This is a genomic window from Bacillus sp. FSL E2-8900 (assembly GCF_037966225.1).
Lineage (GTDB): Bacteria > Bacillota > Bacilli > Bacillales > Bacillaceae_G > Bacillus_A > Bacillus_A cereus.
On the sequence record NZ_CP150193.1, the window covers coordinates 2139470 to 2154561 of the forward strand.

A 15092-nucleotide genomic window follows, 5' to 3' on the forward strand; every position below is an offset into this window, starting at 1 on the left:
ACTAGAAAGAGAGAATAAATTGAACAACAACATATGCAGTATAAGGTATGCCTACAACTATTAAAAAAATAAAAAGCCACTTTATAAGAGAGTCTGCCCATTGATCTTCATGCATGAACTCTTCTTTTGTTTGTCCTACTTCATATTGATTTTCCATTATTATTTCCCCCTTTGAATAGCTTGTACTACAATCGTATGCATCTCGTCCAAAGCTTATGACCTATAAAAAAATAAAATCTATTTTTCTAATCTCATATACATAATTTTGAGATTTTTTCATAAAACAGAAATAAAGGAGTGATGCTCATGAAGGAAATTGAAGTCGTGATTGATACGGAAGAGATTGCGGAGTTTTTTTATGAGCAACTAATTGAAAGAGGGTACGTCCCAAAACGAGAAGAAATTGAAGATCTCGCAGATATTACATTTGAGTATTTATTAGAGAAATGTATGATTGATGAAGTTTTTGATGAAGAGGATGAATGAAAGTAACGACGGGCATAACTCGTCGTTTTTTACTCTTTACAAACCTGTCACAAATATAGTCAATAATTATTGGTATAATGAAAAGGAAATTTTACTCAAGAGGTGAAGGAATGTTCAAAAAAATTATTGATTCTTTATTAGGAAAGAAAAAATATCGTTCGTATTCAAGTAGTGATTATCGTCGTAGAGGGCGCTCGTATTCAAGTAGCGACTATAAACGACGTTCATCTGGTTATGGACATCAACATTATAAAAGAAAACGTAAAAGCCGTAGCTTCTTTTCAAGTAGCTGATGAAATGGTGTCGTGTACTAGCATTATTTGATAGACCACTGCGAAAAAATACAATTGTTGCAGAACGTTATAAAATTGAATCAGTAATTGGAATGGGCAGTTATGGGGTTACATACGTCGTTAATGATTTACAAACAAATAGATATAAAGTCTTAAAACAATTAAGACAAAGTAAACAAAGATATGAGTCTGGTAGAAAATCATTTGAACAAGAGAAAATGATTTTACAAACATTAAATCATTATGCAATTCCTAGTCTATATGATCATTTCATATGGGAGAAAAAGAGCTTCTTTGTGATGGAGTACATGCCTGGTGAAAATTTTGAAGATTATATTTTCATAGATGGGTATGTATATACAGAACGTGAAGTTTTTAAGATTTTATATGAAATATTAGAAATTGTATCGATGTTTCATAGTGAAGGCATTATTCATCGAGATTTACGCATTCCAAACATACTAATGAAAGAAAATCAAATTAGTATTATTGATTTTGGATTGGCTAAATGGAAAGGTGAGGATGATGAGCGAGCTACAACTTACGAAGGTGAACAAGCTTTGATGCGAGAAGTTCACTTTCGTAGCGACTTTTATGCGCTCGGTCATTTCTCATTATTTTTATTATATGCAGGATATGAATCTAATGAAAAACAGGAAAAACCATGGTACGAAGAATTAACTTTGGAACATTATAATCGCGAAATTCTTATGCGAATGTTACAAATAAAAACGCCGTACTATGAGAATGTACAAGATTTAAAACAAGATGTAGCTTCTGCTTTAGAAAGGATGGAGACTCCATGTTTCAAAAGTTTTTAGCAAGCGTTGGTATTGGAAGTGCAAAGGTAGATACTGTTCTTGAAAAAGATGAGTATATTGTTGGGGAAGAAATAGTTGGAAAGGTTCATATAACTGGAGGTTCAGTTAGCCAACAAATTGAAAGCATTTACTTAACATTATCGACGTCTTATGTACGAGAAGTGGATGATAAAAAAGTAACAGCAACGTATGATTTAGAGCGAGTACGCTTAACAGAACCTTTTTCTGTAGAACCGAATGAAAAAGTTGAAATTCCATTTTCTTTTCCAATGCCAATTGAAGCACCACTTACACTTGGTATGAAAACGGTTTGGATTCATACAGGTCTTGATATTAAACGTAGTATAGACCCAAGTGACCGCGACTACGTTCAAGTGTTACCCAATGCATTATTAAGTAGTGTTTTAGATAGTGTAAATGAATTAGGGTTTAAAGCACGTCATATAGAATGTGAAGAATTACCGCACCGATTACGTAAGCAAGTTCCATTCGCACAAGAATTTGAGTTTATTCCGGTTTCTGGAGAGCACTATGGGAAATTAGATGAATTAGAATTATTAATCTTGCCACGTGCATACGACCGACTAGAAATTATTATGGAAGTAGATAGAAAATCCCGTGGTTTAGCTGGATTATTCGCTGAGGCGCTTGATCTTGATGAGAAGGTGATTCGTTTTACCGTAACAAGAGAAGATATCCCTGAGATGAAGCGGAAAATTAATAATTATATTTTTTAATAAACTATGCATAAAAAAGAAATGGAGAGGAAAACTAAAACAACCGCTCCATTTTTTTGCATAGTGAGGTTATGTATGTGAAACGATATCGACATTTATACTTGCTAAGTTTTACGTTACTCATTTGTTTTGTCGTATTATCACTTTCGTATCATACCGCTTGTATTGAGAACTTTGACAATATAGTCGCACATTTTATTCAAAGCTTTCGAAACGATTATTTGACGACCTATTTTACTTGGGTGTCTTTTATCGGTTCCAAAAGAATATATTTTCCATTACTCATTATTCTTGTAATGTATTTTCTCGTTAGAAAAAAGTTGCTTAGTGCGTTACTTCTAACAATTAATTACTACGGATCTCGTTATTTAAACAGTATGCTTAAACTATGGTATGAACGAGCAAGACCTGATGTTACGCAGCTTGTTACTGCAACTGGATATAGTTTTCCGAGCGGTCATACGATGAATGCTACTGCTTTTTTAGGATTTATTGCATACGTCACAATTACTGAAGAGCGTATTTCGTTGCATAAAAAATTGTTAATTATTCTTATAGCAAGCTTTGTTGTATTATCTATTTCAGTTAGCCGAATATATCTTGGCGTGCACTATCCATCTGACATATTAGCAGGATGGGCAGCTGGCGGTAGCTGGCTCGTTTTATGTGTTATATTCCATAAAACGTTCATAAAAAAAGAACCTATGTCATAATAGGTTCTTTTTTCATTGGCTCAACATGAATGTGTGCATGGTAAATTCCAAATTTTTTGCGCAGCATAGCTTCGATGTTGTCGGTAATACAGTGACTTTCTCCAACATCCATGCGAGCATCTACTTCAATTGTAATATCAACGTACGTTTGATTCCCATACATACGTGCTCGAATATCTACAATGTTTTCCACACCGCCAATATGCTCAATAGCATCAGCGTATTCTTCCATTTTATCAGGATCAATTCCATCTGTTAGCATATGAGAAGATTCTACGAAAATCTCCCATGCAGTTTTACAAATAATAAGACCGACAATTAAAGCGGCAATAGGGTCTAAAATAGGCATTTGGAACTGAGAACCGACAATACCTACTACGGTACCAATACTTACGAGTGCATCTGATAAATTATCCTTTGCAGCGGCTTCTAATGATTTACTTTTTGTTCGTGCTGCAATTTTTTTCGTATACAAATACACGCAGTACATAACGACAGCAGAAAATAAAGCAACCCATGCAGCGAGTACATTAGGTGCTGCTTGTTTCGGATTTAAGAAAGATTGAATGGCACTAATAACAACTTCTAATCCGACTGTTGCCATAATGAAGGACGCAACAAGTGATGCGATTTGTTCGGCACGCGAATGCCCATACGGATGATCTGGGTCACGAGGTTTACGAGATATTTTTAGACCAATTAATATCGCTAAAGAAGCACCGATATCCGTTAAGTTATTTAAACCGTCAGCGCGTAATGCGCTAGAGAGGGTAATATAACTGATGATGATTTTCATAGAGGATAAAAATATGTAGGCCATAATGCTGACAATAGCACCTTTATCAGCTTCTTTATGAGAAAGAGTATCCATTTTAATCACTCACCTTTCTTTAAAGGAATTTCTTTCTATAAATAGAGTATCAAACGAAAGTCGTGTGGGTCTATACAAACATTGTTGACGTTTTATAGCTTTTTAAGAAGGGGATAACAAAGTTTCGTAAAGGAAAAATATGTTGAAAAGTACAAAGTCAAGGTGTGAACCTAATTGGAGTTTATTTACTAAAGAGATAGGAGGGTAGATGGATGAGGAAACGAATACTTTTCTTACTACGTATTATTCTTATCATGACAAGGTGTAATTCATTAAACGATGAAAAACTTCAAAAGATAATTGTGAAAATAGATGAAAACCCTCTGAAAAATATTTTCCAGAGGGCTTTCATTTTAGTATGCTTCTAAAAACTCAGTAACTTGCTCTTCAGTTTTTGCGTTAGCACTATGTAAGTGGCCTAACTTCTCACCATTTTGGTATACAAGTAAACTTGGAATACCCATTACTTGATACTCTTCAGCGATACTTGGAAACTCATCTTTATTAATAGAATACCATTCAAATTTATTGAACTCTTCCATTACATCTCCGATAAAGTTGTCCATACGTACGCAATCTGGGCACCATGTAGTAAAGAACTTAACAACTACAGGCTCCTCGCTTGCGATGATGTCTTTGAATTCTTGTTCTGTTTTAATTTCTTTCATAAGTAAAACTCCTTTCAATATCACACGAATTTATATGCAAAATTCGTATTTGCAAACATGTTGCAAACTTATTATTTGTTTTTTAGTTTTGTAGTTCGTTCACACTTATAAAATTGTATGTAACATGACTGCGCTACTAAGTGTGAAAATAACGAAACCTCACTTTTCTTTATAAGCTTTTTCCAGGATTGTGTCAAACTTTTGAATTTTATACAAAAATTAAAGAAGCCCACACTTTGATTGAGTATGGGCAGAGGGACTAAAATTAATCGCTTATTAATTTCGAATAGATATTTAAATCGATAAGCTTTCCAGCTGATTTTTCGCTCTTTCTCAGAGTACCTTCAAAAGTAAAGTTTAATTTTTCTAATACTTTTATGGAATTTACATTTGCAGGTTCAACTTTTGCTTCAACACGATTTAGTTTTAGATGTGTAAAAGCATAATCTAATAAAGAGGATATTGCTTCAGGTGCATATCCTTTACCCCAAAATGTTTTTGAAATATCATAGCCAATCTCAGTCTTTGAGTTTTCAAAATCTAAGGAATTATAGCCACATGAACCGATAATGTGATTAGATTCTTTTTCAATAATAGTAAAACGTATAGCTTTATTATTTTTAGCGAGTTCGTTAAGGAATTGAATCATATCTTTTGCCTGGTTCTCATCAGTGAAATTACTTATATTCATGAATTTAGTAACATCAGGATCAGACCATATTTTAAACATACTTAGTGAATCAGATGCTTTCATTTTCCTTAAATATAATCTCTGTGAGTGTAGTTCTGTAATCAATACTTTTACCTCCGTTATGTTGTAATGATAGGTAGATTAAAAATATTGATATCTGCGCATAATTCAGTCCCTTCTAGATTAATTAACTTTTATTATACAAGAAAATTACTACATTGAACAAAGGCGTTAATTGGAGGTAACGAAATGACAAACTCATCAATTGAATATTGCGTTCAGTGTGATTAAGAAAGTGGTGTATAAAGATGGGACGAGATGAGAGTTACTTCCAAACTAAAAAAAGAGTAGATAATTTAAAAACATTTTACATTCATTTAACCATCTACATACTAGTCAATCTGATGCTTTTTTTACTTTTTAAGTAGTGAATTAGCTATTTTTTATTTTAATTACAAAAATTGAATAAGGTTAGAAATTATATGGTTGTAACGGGAATTAAGGGATATGAATAAAAAAATTTATCTCGCATTAACGGGCAGTAAGATCCTCACCTCAAAATTCAGCGGAAGCAAAGAAGTTAGGTGGAGTCGGGATGCCCGTAAAAGCCCGATTGGTGAGGGCTGATTAAAGTTTCACTTTATTAGGGATTTGCCTTAAACATTTATTGCAGTTAAGAATATTTATAATAATATGAACTAAAAAAGGTCCGATTTTTGTAATGTTGGAGGGGATTATTGTGGACATAACTCAAAGCGTATCAAGAATAGTGGTTAATGGAAAAGACCTTTCTTTCACTTCAGTTCAAACCTCTGCATGGAATCATGGACCTGTAAATGATTTAATCATTACGACGAATCAGAGGGTGAATGAGCTTTTTCAATTCATGTGGTCACAAGTACCGGTTACGATGTCGATATATTTTCTGCAAGGGGCGGATTTACTTAGGTTCGTCAGGGTTGCGGGAATTAATGAGCGTGTAACAGGAGAATATGTATATCATTTCATTTGGTAATAAGAAGGAGTCAAAGTAGTCTAGCAGCTACTTTTTTATTTTGTTATTTGAATATAAGCGAGTGGACTAGCTTTATAGTACCCACTGAAATAAAGAATCATAATATAATTTGTAATAACTTATACGGGAAGGGAGCTGAAAATCATGTTTTATTCATATTTTAATTCTGAAACTGGTATGCGACCAGCGTATGGTACATCTATAACGTATAGTGGAGCACAAAGTACAGTCCAAGCTATTCAACAAGCATTGCAAATGCAACAACAATTGCAAATGCAGCAGCAAGGTGTACAACCGTATTATTCATCCGTAGAGTATTTTTACCCAGTACATCATGTTACACCGTACGGAAGTTCTTTTCTTACTATTCCATATGGAACTGTATACAACTTATAACTAGTAAGGAATGAAGTGGTGTATATAAATAAGGGTGCAGGTTAATAGCGCCCTTATGAATAATAAAAATAGCTAGTCCAAACCTTATAAATCAATCTTACATAATATGTAGTAATAAGTTTGAAAGGGGAATTAGTATGTCTTGTTATTACTACTGTAAGTATTGTAAGGAGTATAAAAAGAAGCATCATGATTGTTGTAAGAACACTAGTAAGTGCCATGATAACAAGGACAATCTTGTTAGAGCATCCGCATTTAGAGCTAGAAATACTGTGAATCAAAATGTTCCTGCTAATACTTTTGTGAAAGTGTTATTTCAAAATGAACAATTTGATTTAGCGAATGAGTATAATCCAGCAACATCTATTTTTATGCCGAAGACTAAAGGTGTATATTCTATTATTGGAACGATTGGTTTCTTTCCAAACGATCCAACTTTAAATTATAGAGCGCGTGTAGAAATTCGTGTGAATGGAAACGCAGCGATAGCTATAGATAATGACTTTTTTGGTCCAATAAGTTTTGGAAATGTCGTAAGTGTTTCGACGATTGTTCAACTGAATGCAGGGGATGAAGTTGAGATTTATGCACAAAGTAGTATAGATGGAGTTTTAAGTCCTTTAGAAGATGGTGCACATTTTGAAGCAGCAAGATTTCCTTCTCCAACTAAATAAAACTGATCATTAAATGTTTTTTAGTAGGTTTAGTTAATCCCCTTACCAAATGGTAGGGGATTATTATTGTTTTTCTAAAATATATAAGTAAATAGGTAAAGCGTAGTTTAATTTGTAGGGGCTTCAACCTTCTTCAGATAATAAACAGAATAATAAGTAACATGCTTGTAAAAACGCATTGTTAGTAAGTTTACTAGTTTTCTTATAGAACAAGAAAGACGGAATACATAAAAGATCGTATCATTATGTTTTTTCTTTACTATATAGAAATTATATATTGAACATAGATTTGTGTAGGGAATGCTAATACACTGAAAAGAATAGCATAAAGGCGATTACACTATATAAAAACAAAATCAATCCTAAGATGAGTAGTATTGGATGCAACTTGAACATATTTGACCTCCTTGAGTATATAAAGAATTTTAATATATTGTTGGTCAATTTAGAAGGGGGACGGTTACATAAAAAAAGAGCATACATAAAAAGTACGCTCCAAAGAAAGATAGGTTTTATGAGTGGATAATCTCCATACGATAATATATGTTCTTTTCATAAAAACGTGTAAAAAATCAATGAATTATCAATGGAATATCATAACATGAGTAATTTTAGTCTAGGAATGCAGTTATTTTCTTTCTCGGTTATTTTAGGTAATAAAGTTGTGAAAATCGTGCATTATGCGGACTAACAACGGGATAGCGATCGTACTTCCGTTACATATTTCTTAAAGTCTGGGTATTGCGTGATAGTTTGACATTTAGGGGTGCATAGTTGATTAATTATAGACACATTTGTAATTACTTCGTTACAAGGACCGAAAAATGTAATTTTTAGCTTTGAATTTGGTGGGATTTTGAACACGATAGGTTTTTTTTCCATGAAATCAGCTCCTAATATTGAGTATTATAATTTAATGGATATAGAGTCGTATTAGTATAATATGAAATTTCAGTGGATTTGCTTATAATAAAGAATTTTATAGTAGTAAAAGTGCTTAAAGATGTAAAGGGGAAATTGAGAATGGGAAATAAAATGTTTAATTAATATAATCAATAAATACGGAAATGGTTAATATAACTAATGCATTTTTTTGTTTGTTACATATTATGTTAGTAAGAATGGTATAAGGAGGTAGTATAAAATAGTGGAAGAAAATGTACAAGCTCAGCTTTCGCCACCGTGGATCACATATTTTAATGAATTAAAAAATTCAATAGGTGCTGATCCAACTGTTACAGTTGGGCCGCTTATTCCTGTTGGTGGTAATTATATTATTTTAGTGCATGCGTTAAGTTTGGAAGTTTTAATTTAATAATGTAGGGGGATGTTTTCTAATATCCGTAAAAATGATTGATACCTGGATTGATAGGACGAGATTACATAACAAATGAATAGTAGGGTATATTTCGAATGTTTTATGTGGCATACATGTTAAAGTTGATAGAAATATTTCTGAAAGAGAATATATTTTGAAAAACAGTAAAGATTCTTTTTATTTATATTATAGATAGCTAGTTTTAGAGAGAGGAGGCTTACAATAAAACAAGCTATGAATAAGACATTCAAGAGGAGCTGAAATGTATGGGGTATATTGTAGATATTTCAAAATGGAATGGAACTATTAATTGGGATATTGCAGCATCTCAGTTAGATTTAGTGATTGCTAGAGTTCAAGATGGCTCTAATACGGTGGATTTTATGTATCAAAATTATGTTAGTGAAATGAAAAAGCATAGTATCCCATTCGGTAATTATGCTTTTTGCCGTTTTATATCTATTGCTGATGCAAAGAAAGAGGCACAAGATTTTTGGAATCGTGGTGATCAATCTGCTAAGTTTTGGGTAGCGGACATAGAAGTTCAAACGATGGTAGATATGCAAGGCGGGACACAGGCATTTATTGATGAATTACGCCGTTTAGGTGTGGAAAAAGTAGGATTATACGTAGGGCATCACACGTATTTATCATTTGGAGCATGTAATATTGAAGCTGATTTCATATGGATCCCTCGTTATGGAGGGAATAAGCCAGCATATCCATGCGATATGTGGCAATATACGGATTCAGGGAATGTTCCTGGTATTGGGAAATGTGATCTGAATCGATTAGTAGGAAATAAGTCACTTTCTTGGTTTATAGATTCCAACAAAGCAAATCAATCTAACATAGTGTATACACAGCAACCGAATGGCATTGGTATTGCAGTTTCGAAATATCCTGATGGACACGGAATAAATTTATATGAAACTCCCATGACCCCTCAATTTACAGGTGCACTCACTCAGAAAATTCCATATTTAATCTTAACAGGTTATTGGGGAGGCGGTGAGCAAGATATGATTTGTTTAGGGAACGATAAGCAGTGGGCATATTTAAAACATTTTAATGTGAAATGGTTTTATGCAACTTCGAAATATCCTGTCGGTTACGGAGTAAATTATTATGAAGAGCCTGAATGTATGAATTATAAAGGGGATATAGATGGATCGACATCTTTTCGAGTGTGGGGTAGAGTGGGAAATGCGGTAGATATCGGGCAGAATAGTTGGATACCTGAAAAACATGTAATTATTAAGTAACTATAGCGGCAGTATTGTTTTTAAGGAGTATGTAAAGAGTCTTCTTACTATACATAATAGTAAGAAGACTCTTTACGTTTAAAAATGAAAATACATGATACATAGTCTACTCATATGAAATGAATTACATGTAGAAAACACACTGTTTTCACAATGACTGTGTATAGTTAATTTGCATAATGATAAAAGTGAGGTATTTGAATTGAAAAAGAAAAAAATATTTATTGGAACAATTATTTCATGCGTGATGCTAGCATTATCTGCATGTGGTTCCTCAGACAACGTAGTAACATCAAAAGTAGGGAATGTTACAGAGAAAGAATTAAGTAAAGAATTACGACAACAATATGGAGAAAGTACTTTATATCAAATGATGTTAAGTAAGGCATTGTTAGATAAATATAAAGTTTCAGATGAGGAAGCAAAAAAGAAAGTAGAAGAAGCAAAAGATAAAATGGGTGAGAACTTTAAATCGACTTTAGAACAACTTGGGTTGAAAAACGAAGATGAATTAAAAGAAAAAATGAAGCCAGAAATTGCATTTGAGAAAGCGATTAAAGCAACAGTTACAGATAAAGATGTGAAAAATAACTATAAACCAGAAATGAAAGTAAGTCACATTTTAGTGAAAGATGAAAAAACGGCTAAAGAAATAAAGGAGAAAGTAAATAATGGTGAAGATTTTGCTGCCTTAGCAAAACAGTATTCAGAGGATACTGGTTCAAAGGAACAGGGCGGGGAAATATCTGGTTTTGCTCCTGGGCAAACAGTGAAAGAATTTGAGGAAGCTGCGTATAAATTAGATGCAGGCCAAGTAAGTGATCCGGTTAAAACAACTTACGGTTACCATATTATTAAAGTGACGGATAAAAAAGAATTGAAGCCATTTGATGAAGTAAAGGATAAAATTCGTAAAGATATAGAACAACAAAGACTACAAGATACGACAGGTAAATGGAAACAACAAGTAGTCAATGATTTATTGAAAGATGCTGATATTAAAGTGAATAATAAAGAATTTAAAGATACATTTAAATTTCTAGAAAAGAAATAATGACTGTAATCATAATTAGAAAAGGGAACTCATATAGAGTTCCCTTTTCTAATTAGTGTGTGAGTTATAAATAGATAGTAAGACAATACAATATTACATTTAAATATTAAGAATTACAATGGAAAATTATGGTTTATAATTATTTCAACGAAAGTGGATATTCTACGGTTTTCATTATGCAAGTTTATTACATATATTTACTCTTTAATAATGAATATCGAACATAATTTAAAAAATAATACATATAATGTTTTTGAATAAATATTTAACATGGATAATTAGTAAAAAGCTGAGCATTCGATTGGAAAGGATGCTCTTTTTGTTGTGAAAATTTTAGGATAAAGAATGAATCGTTTTAAACGCATCATTTACCACATCAATAAATTAAGGTGGGGAGAATATATGAAAGTAATCTTTCAAGGAGAGGGCGGAGCGAAAATTTTTGAGTCATATGATGAAAATATAAGTGATTTATTAGCTATATTAAAAGAAACGAAAGGGATTAAAATCGGAATTGTTGAGTATAAAGTGTTAAAGTACGAACTTAATTATTTTCGTCATCCGAAAAAAGCGGATACAGAGAGAGAGTTACATATAATAGTACAACCTAAGTATATGTAATGAAATATAATAATAAAAATCACTGATTCAGTTTTGTAAAGTTCCATAGAGTATGTAAGAAAAGAGAGTGTTGTAAATGCTCTCTTTTCTTATGCTTTGTGAGTTCGTTCATCATAGTATATGTGTTCAGTTATAGATGGTTAATAAACGAAAAAATTTAAAACTTTTTTGTTTAGGCAGGGATTTTATATTTGAGTAAATAAATATACTATGAAGTATTTTTTATACGAATATTGGAGGAGTATAAAATGAGTTTAGCAAGTTACATAGGCTGTAATGTAGAAATTCCGTTAACGGAGCCCGATTCTAATGATGTAATTGTTTTTGGACCATGTTTTGCAGATGAAAGTATGCTTGAAATTGTACAAGAGTATCAATTCCAAAAAAATTACATATATGAGGTTTCAACTAGTTGGGGAATTGAACTTGTCGAGTGGCAAAACGTAAAGGAAAAAAAGAAGCGAAAGAAAAACTTTTAACTTTATGCAAGATTATGGAAGGTTATTTGGAAGATGGAGACTATTTTGAATTATTCAGTTGTTGGGTTGGTGATGAAGATAAGGAACGAGTAGGGGAATTGAAATTAAAAATAAATCATTTTAATATAGATGAATTATGTATTCCAGAAAGAACATTAGTTAGGATAGAAAAATAAGCTTTGAATATTTTTTAGAAAAAGGCGATTTCACTTTGTGTGAAGTCGCCTTTTAGTTTTTATATGCATTTTATATAAGAAATGAAAAGTTTATTTGATAAAGGAAAAAATATGGAGATAAATAAAATTATGTTTTTTGTTAAGAAATAATAAGTATAGCTCTTCTCAAAGGAACGTAAGTTCGTGTATAATAAGAACGAATGTTCTTTTAAGAGGTAACCTAATTATAGTTTAGAAGTAAATTCGAGTTTAGTAAGTATTAAAAATAACTAAGGGATAGCATGAATAAATAAATGTATAAATGATCAAGGAGATAAAAAATGAACGATGTAAAGATACAAAAAGAAGAAAGAGAGTGGGTTCCGTTTACAGTAATGTCCGAACAACTTTTAAATATGAGAAAGATTATTGGAGAGAAATTAAAAGTACAAAAACCGCTTTTAACAAATGAAGCAAAAGAGAGGATTTCTGATAAATTATTAACGTCATTACTGTCTGAGAAAGAAATATTGGTAACATATTTTGAAGATGGTTACATATTAACAAGCTACATGACTGTTGTACATATCAATCCGGTAAAACAAATTGTAATTTGTACAGACGCCTTTTATAAAACTTACGTATTTAACGCTATGGATATTATTGAAATAATGTAAAAGAAGCTGAATATTAAATGGCAGCTTTTTTTATTTCTGATTTATGAGACAAATAATATAAGAAAAAGCAGCTAGCTTTGTGCTAGCTGCTGAGCCCCAGGGAAAGGGAGAAAAAGATAGGGTACTCCAAAATCGATAAGAGCTGTCAAACAGCCTGATTATAGTATAGACAAATTAAAATTTTCTATACAAAAAGTTGAACATAAGATTAGGCTGTACCCACTTGGTTTTGATCTGCAAGGTCAGAATCAAATGTATTGGTCGCGCTAACACCGCTAAAAGTATTAACAACAAAACCAACGTTTGATGCGCCGGAACCATTATAAGCTTTCGTATTTTCTTTCGGAGAAACGTTGTAGAAATCACCTAAGTTAAATGATCCATTACTATTTTGTACAACTAAATTTCCTACAACTGATGGCATAATTTTCACCTGCTTTATAATAAGTTGTTAACATTACTATATGGAGTTATAGTCCAGATGGTTCATATAATAAAAATTGTGGAATAGTAAAACGTTTGGAGCATGGATTTCAATAAAAGTGTGTTAAAATTAATATAATAAAGTTGAGTAATTTTTTAAAAAAATTTGTATAATTGATATATATGAAAATAAAGGAGGCAAAATGTAATGAAAGATATTATGAAAAAAGTTGATTTAACAGATGCCAAATCAAGTAATCTTGTTGCACTAATTTATAGTAATGAAGTTATATTAGTTGAAGACGCATTTTGTCCAAATGAAATAAAATTAAAGTTTAATGAAATTGCAATTTTATCTGCAATTAAAACAGCTCATATTGCGAAAGTGTCTATTAGGAAAGAACTTGAAGCGCTTTTTCATGATACGGGTGTTATATTAGTGAAACAAAATGTTGATTATGGTAGTAGCCAATCTATTACCATGCATTTTGAGCAATTTAAAAAGTTGCAAGATGAGATTGAACATTTAAATAAAAGTATGTAATAAAGCAGCTAAATAAAGGTTCTATCATAAAGGTGGAATGTGTTGTGTTGAAAAAGTGGTTTAAAAATTATTTGGGTGAATCGCATTGTAAACATAAATATATTTTTATTAAGATGCAGGATAATGAGAATTTTAAAAAAGGGACATTAGGTGTAGTTTATATTTACCAGTGTGAGAAATGTGGAAAAGAGAAGTTGAAATGTAAAAACAATAATGAAATAAACAATGAATTTTTAGATATATAGCAAAAAGTAACCATGATGGTTACTTTTTTGGTTTATGTATACAATATCAAAACCATTACTAAAGTATGAGTTGAGTTGATACTATAGTAAATCGCTGAATAAAAATGAAGAGAGTAAGATATAGGGAAGGAGGATGAGAGAAATGAAGCGAAAAGAAATTAGTAAATCTGTAATTATTACAGGCGTGACACAAGGGTTAGGGCGTGCGATGGTTGATCGATTTCATGAATTAGGGTGGAACATATATGGTTGTGGACGTTCAAAAGATAAAATTGAAGAACTAAAAAAGCAGTACAGTAAAATACATGATTTCCAAGTAATTGATGTTTCAGATTCTCAGCAAGTTAACAATTGGGCAAATTATATACTTAATACACATACAGCTCCCGATATGATAATAAATAATGCATCGATTGTAAATCAAAATGCACAACTTTGGAAAATTACGGCTCAAGAATTCGAAAATGTAATGAATGTAAACGTGAATGGTGTAGTAAATGTAATAAGAGCATTTGTTCCAGCGATGGTAGCTAGGAAAGAAGGAATTATCATTAATATGAGTTCTAGTTGGGGGAGAGAAGGTGAGGCTGAGCTTGCGCCATATTGTGCCTCGAAATTTGCTATTGAAGGTATCACTAAATCTATGGCCCTGGAATTACCCCATGGCATGGCTGTAGTTGCTTTAGATCCTGGAGGGAGTATTAGTACTCCAATGCTGAAGTCATGTGCGCCACAATATATAAATGAATCGCCTACACCTGAAACTTGGTCACATAAAGCAATTGAATATATATTGAATATAACAATAGATAAAAATGGAGATTCATTGACATGCCCAGCATGCATATAAAAAGCACCTTTAAGGTGCTTTTATATTAGTAGCACATTATATCATTCACAAAATTACATCTAAAAAATAAAATAAAAGATTAAGGGTGAGATTTGT

Annotated in this window: 24 protein-coding genes and 1 pseudogene; 19 read left to right on the plus strand and 6 right to left on the minus strand. The window is 32.0% G+C overall.

The genetic code is table 11. The annotated features are described in order from the left end of the window. Position 1 precedes the first annotated feature (1 nt). Complete coding sequence (locus NST90_RS11065; protein ID WP_000431486.1) at positions 2-157, minus strand: DUF3930 family protein; 156 nt, start codon at positions 155-157, stop codon at positions 2-4. A 149-nt stretch (positions 158-306) separates the two neighbouring features. Between NST90_RS11065 and NST90_RS11070 the strand changes: the two genes are divergently transcribed. The 5 genes from NST90_RS11070 to NST90_RS11090 all read left to right on the plus strand — a co-directional run bounded on the left by NST90_RS11070 (position 307) and on the right by NST90_RS11090 (position 3050). Next, a complete protein-coding gene (locus tag NST90_RS11070) occupies positions 307-486 on the plus strand; it encodes a YozD family protein (protein ID WP_000658451.1) in 180 nt (59 codons plus the stop codon). A gap of 110 nt (positions 487-596) precedes the next feature. Continuing rightward, positions 597-779 (plus strand): hypothetical protein, encoded by a 183-nt coding sequence (locus NST90_RS11075; RefSeq protein ID WP_000473371.1) that lies wholly within the window; start codon positions 597-599, stop codon positions 777-779. Beyond that, positions 779-1600, plus strand: coding sequence for a protein kinase (locus NST90_RS11080; protein ID WP_283748184.1), 822 nt, complete (start codon positions 779-781; stop codon positions 1598-1600). The genes NST90_RS11075 and NST90_RS11080 overlap by 1 nt, the downstream gene beginning before the upstream one ends. Continuing rightward, positions 1582-2337, plus strand: a complete 756-nt coding sequence (locus NST90_RS11085) for a sporulation protein (protein WP_000486626.1) — start codon at positions 1582-1584, stop codon at positions 2335-2337. The genes NST90_RS11080 and NST90_RS11085 overlap by 19 nt, the downstream gene beginning before the upstream one ends. A 77-nt stretch (positions 2338-2414) precedes the next feature. Beyond that, complete coding sequence (locus NST90_RS11090) at positions 2415-3050, plus strand: phosphatase PAP2 family protein (protein ID WP_000833370.1); 636 nt, start codon at positions 2415-2417, stop codon at positions 3048-3050. Here the strand turns inward: NST90_RS11090 and NST90_RS11095 are convergent. The 3 genes from NST90_RS11095 to NST90_RS11105 form a co-directional block, all read right to left on the minus strand. After that, positions 3040-3921: a cation diffusion facilitator family transporter gene (locus NST90_RS11095; protein ID WP_000380385.1), complete on the minus strand. Its 882-nt coding sequence runs from the start codon at positions 3919-3921 to the stop codon at positions 3040-3042. The genes NST90_RS11090 and NST90_RS11095 overlap by 11 nt on opposite strands. 353 nt (positions 3922-4274) lie before the next feature. Next, a complete protein-coding gene (locus tag NST90_RS11100; protein WP_000658787.1) occupies positions 4275-4589 on the minus strand; it encodes a thioredoxin family protein in 315 nt (104 codons plus the stop codon). Positions 4590-4854: 265 nt separating this feature from the next. Continuing rightward, positions 4855-5385 (minus strand): GNAT family protein, encoded by a 531-nt coding sequence (locus NST90_RS11105; RefSeq protein WP_046392668.1) that lies wholly within the window; start codon positions 5383-5385, stop codon positions 4855-4857. A 203-nt stretch (positions 5386-5588) separates the two neighbouring features. Here NST90_RS11105 and NST90_RS11110 point away from each other — a divergent pair. The 4 genes and pseudogenes from NST90_RS11110 to NST90_RS11125 form a co-directional block, all read left to right on the plus strand. Continuing rightward, a pseudogene (locus NST90_RS11110) lies at positions 5589-5699 on the plus strand (2TM domain-containing protein); the annotation flags it as partial. A gap of 320 nt (positions 5700-6019) precedes the next feature. Then, positions 6020-6295: a hypothetical protein gene (locus NST90_RS11115; RefSeq protein ID WP_130813707.1), complete on the plus strand. Its 276-nt coding sequence runs from the start codon at positions 6020-6022 to the stop codon at positions 6293-6295. A 144-nt stretch (positions 6296-6439) separates the two neighbouring features. Beyond that, on the plus strand, positions 6440-6691 hold the full coding sequence (locus NST90_RS11120) for a DUF3947 family protein (RefSeq protein ID WP_000500095.1): 252 nt from the start codon (positions 6440-6442) through the stop codon (positions 6689-6691). Between the two features lie 137 nt (positions 6692-6828). Then, entirely contained in the window at positions 6829-7365 is a 537-nt protein-coding gene (locus tag NST90_RS11125) for an ABC transporter permease (protein ID WP_044307442.1), read from the plus strand. 687 nt (positions 7366-8052) lie between these two features. Here NST90_RS11125 and NST90_RS11130 read toward each other — a convergent pair. Beyond that, the gene (locus NST90_RS11130) at positions 8053-8247 is read right to left on the minus strand and encodes a hypothetical protein (protein WP_000412555.1); all 195 of its coding nucleotides are present in this window, start codon (positions 8245-8247) and stop codon (positions 8053-8055) included. 265 nt (positions 8248-8512) lie between these two features. Between NST90_RS11130 and NST90_RS11135 the strand changes: the two genes are divergently transcribed. The 7 genes from NST90_RS11135 (at position 8513) to NST90_RS11165 (ending at position 12934) form a co-directional block, all read left to right on the plus strand. Then, the gene (locus NST90_RS11135; RefSeq protein WP_000392277.1) at positions 8513-8680 is read left to right on the plus strand and encodes a hypothetical protein; all 168 of its coding nucleotides are present in this window, start codon (positions 8513-8515) and stop codon (positions 8678-8680) included. A gap of 269 nt (positions 8681-8949) precedes the next feature. After that, on the plus strand, positions 8950-9948 hold the full coding sequence (locus NST90_RS11140) for a glycoside hydrolase family 25 protein (RefSeq protein WP_046392669.1): 999 nt from the start codon (positions 8950-8952) through the stop codon (positions 9946-9948). A gap of 202 nt (positions 9949-10150) precedes the next feature. Beyond that, positions 10151-11002 carry a peptidylprolyl isomerase PrsA gene (locus tag NST90_RS11145; protein WP_000727348.1) on the plus strand — a complete coding sequence of 284 codons (852 nt, stop codon included), beginning with the start codon at positions 10151-10153 and terminating at the stop codon, positions 11000-11002. Positions 11003-11404: 402 nt separating this feature from the next. Continuing rightward, positions 11405-11623 (plus strand): hypothetical protein, encoded by a 219-nt coding sequence (locus tag NST90_RS11150; RefSeq protein ID WP_000864271.1) that lies wholly within the window; start codon positions 11405-11407, stop codon positions 11621-11623. Between the two features lie 248 nt (positions 11624-11871). Continuing rightward, positions 11872-12102, plus strand: a complete 231-nt coding sequence (locus NST90_RS11155) for a hypothetical protein (protein ID WP_000050521.1) — start codon at positions 11872-11874, stop codon at positions 12100-12102. Next, entirely contained in the window at positions 12057-12278 is a 222-nt protein-coding gene (locus NST90_RS11160) for a hypothetical protein (protein ID WP_002093987.1), read from the plus strand. Before NST90_RS11155 ends, NST90_RS11160 begins: the two co-directional genes overlap by 46 nt. 320 nt (positions 12279-12598) lie before the next feature. Beyond that, positions 12599-12934, plus strand: a complete 336-nt coding sequence (locus tag NST90_RS11165; protein ID WP_002024004.1) for a YolD-like family protein — start codon at positions 12599-12601, stop codon at positions 12932-12934. 208 nt (positions 12935-13142) lie between these two features. Here the strand turns inward: NST90_RS11165 and gerPF are convergent, their stop codons facing one another. Further along, positions 13143-13358, minus strand: coding sequence for a spore germination protein GerPF (gene gerPF, locus NST90_RS11170; RefSeq protein WP_001141569.1), 216 nt, complete (start codon positions 13356-13358; stop codon positions 13143-13145). Between the two features lie 207 nt (positions 13359-13565). On the opposite strand from gerPF, the gene NST90_RS11175 reads away from it, so the two are divergent. The 3 genes from NST90_RS11175 (at position 13566) to NST90_RS11185 (ending at position 14996) form a co-directional block, all read left to right on the plus strand. Beyond that, positions 13566-13901 (plus strand): hypothetical protein, encoded by a 336-nt coding sequence (locus NST90_RS11175; RefSeq protein ID WP_000651907.1) that lies wholly within the window; start codon positions 13566-13568, stop codon positions 13899-13901. A 44-nt stretch (positions 13902-13945) separates the two neighbouring features. After that, positions 13946-14146 (plus strand): hypothetical protein, encoded by a 201-nt coding sequence (locus NST90_RS11180; RefSeq protein WP_000915146.1) that lies wholly within the window; start codon positions 13946-13948, stop codon positions 14144-14146. Between the two features lie 142 nt (positions 14147-14288). Next, complete coding sequence (locus NST90_RS11185) at positions 14289-14996, plus strand: SDR family oxidoreductase (protein ID WP_000823062.1); 708 nt, start codon at positions 14289-14291, stop codon at positions 14994-14996. Positions 14997-15092: the final 96 nt, after the last annotated feature.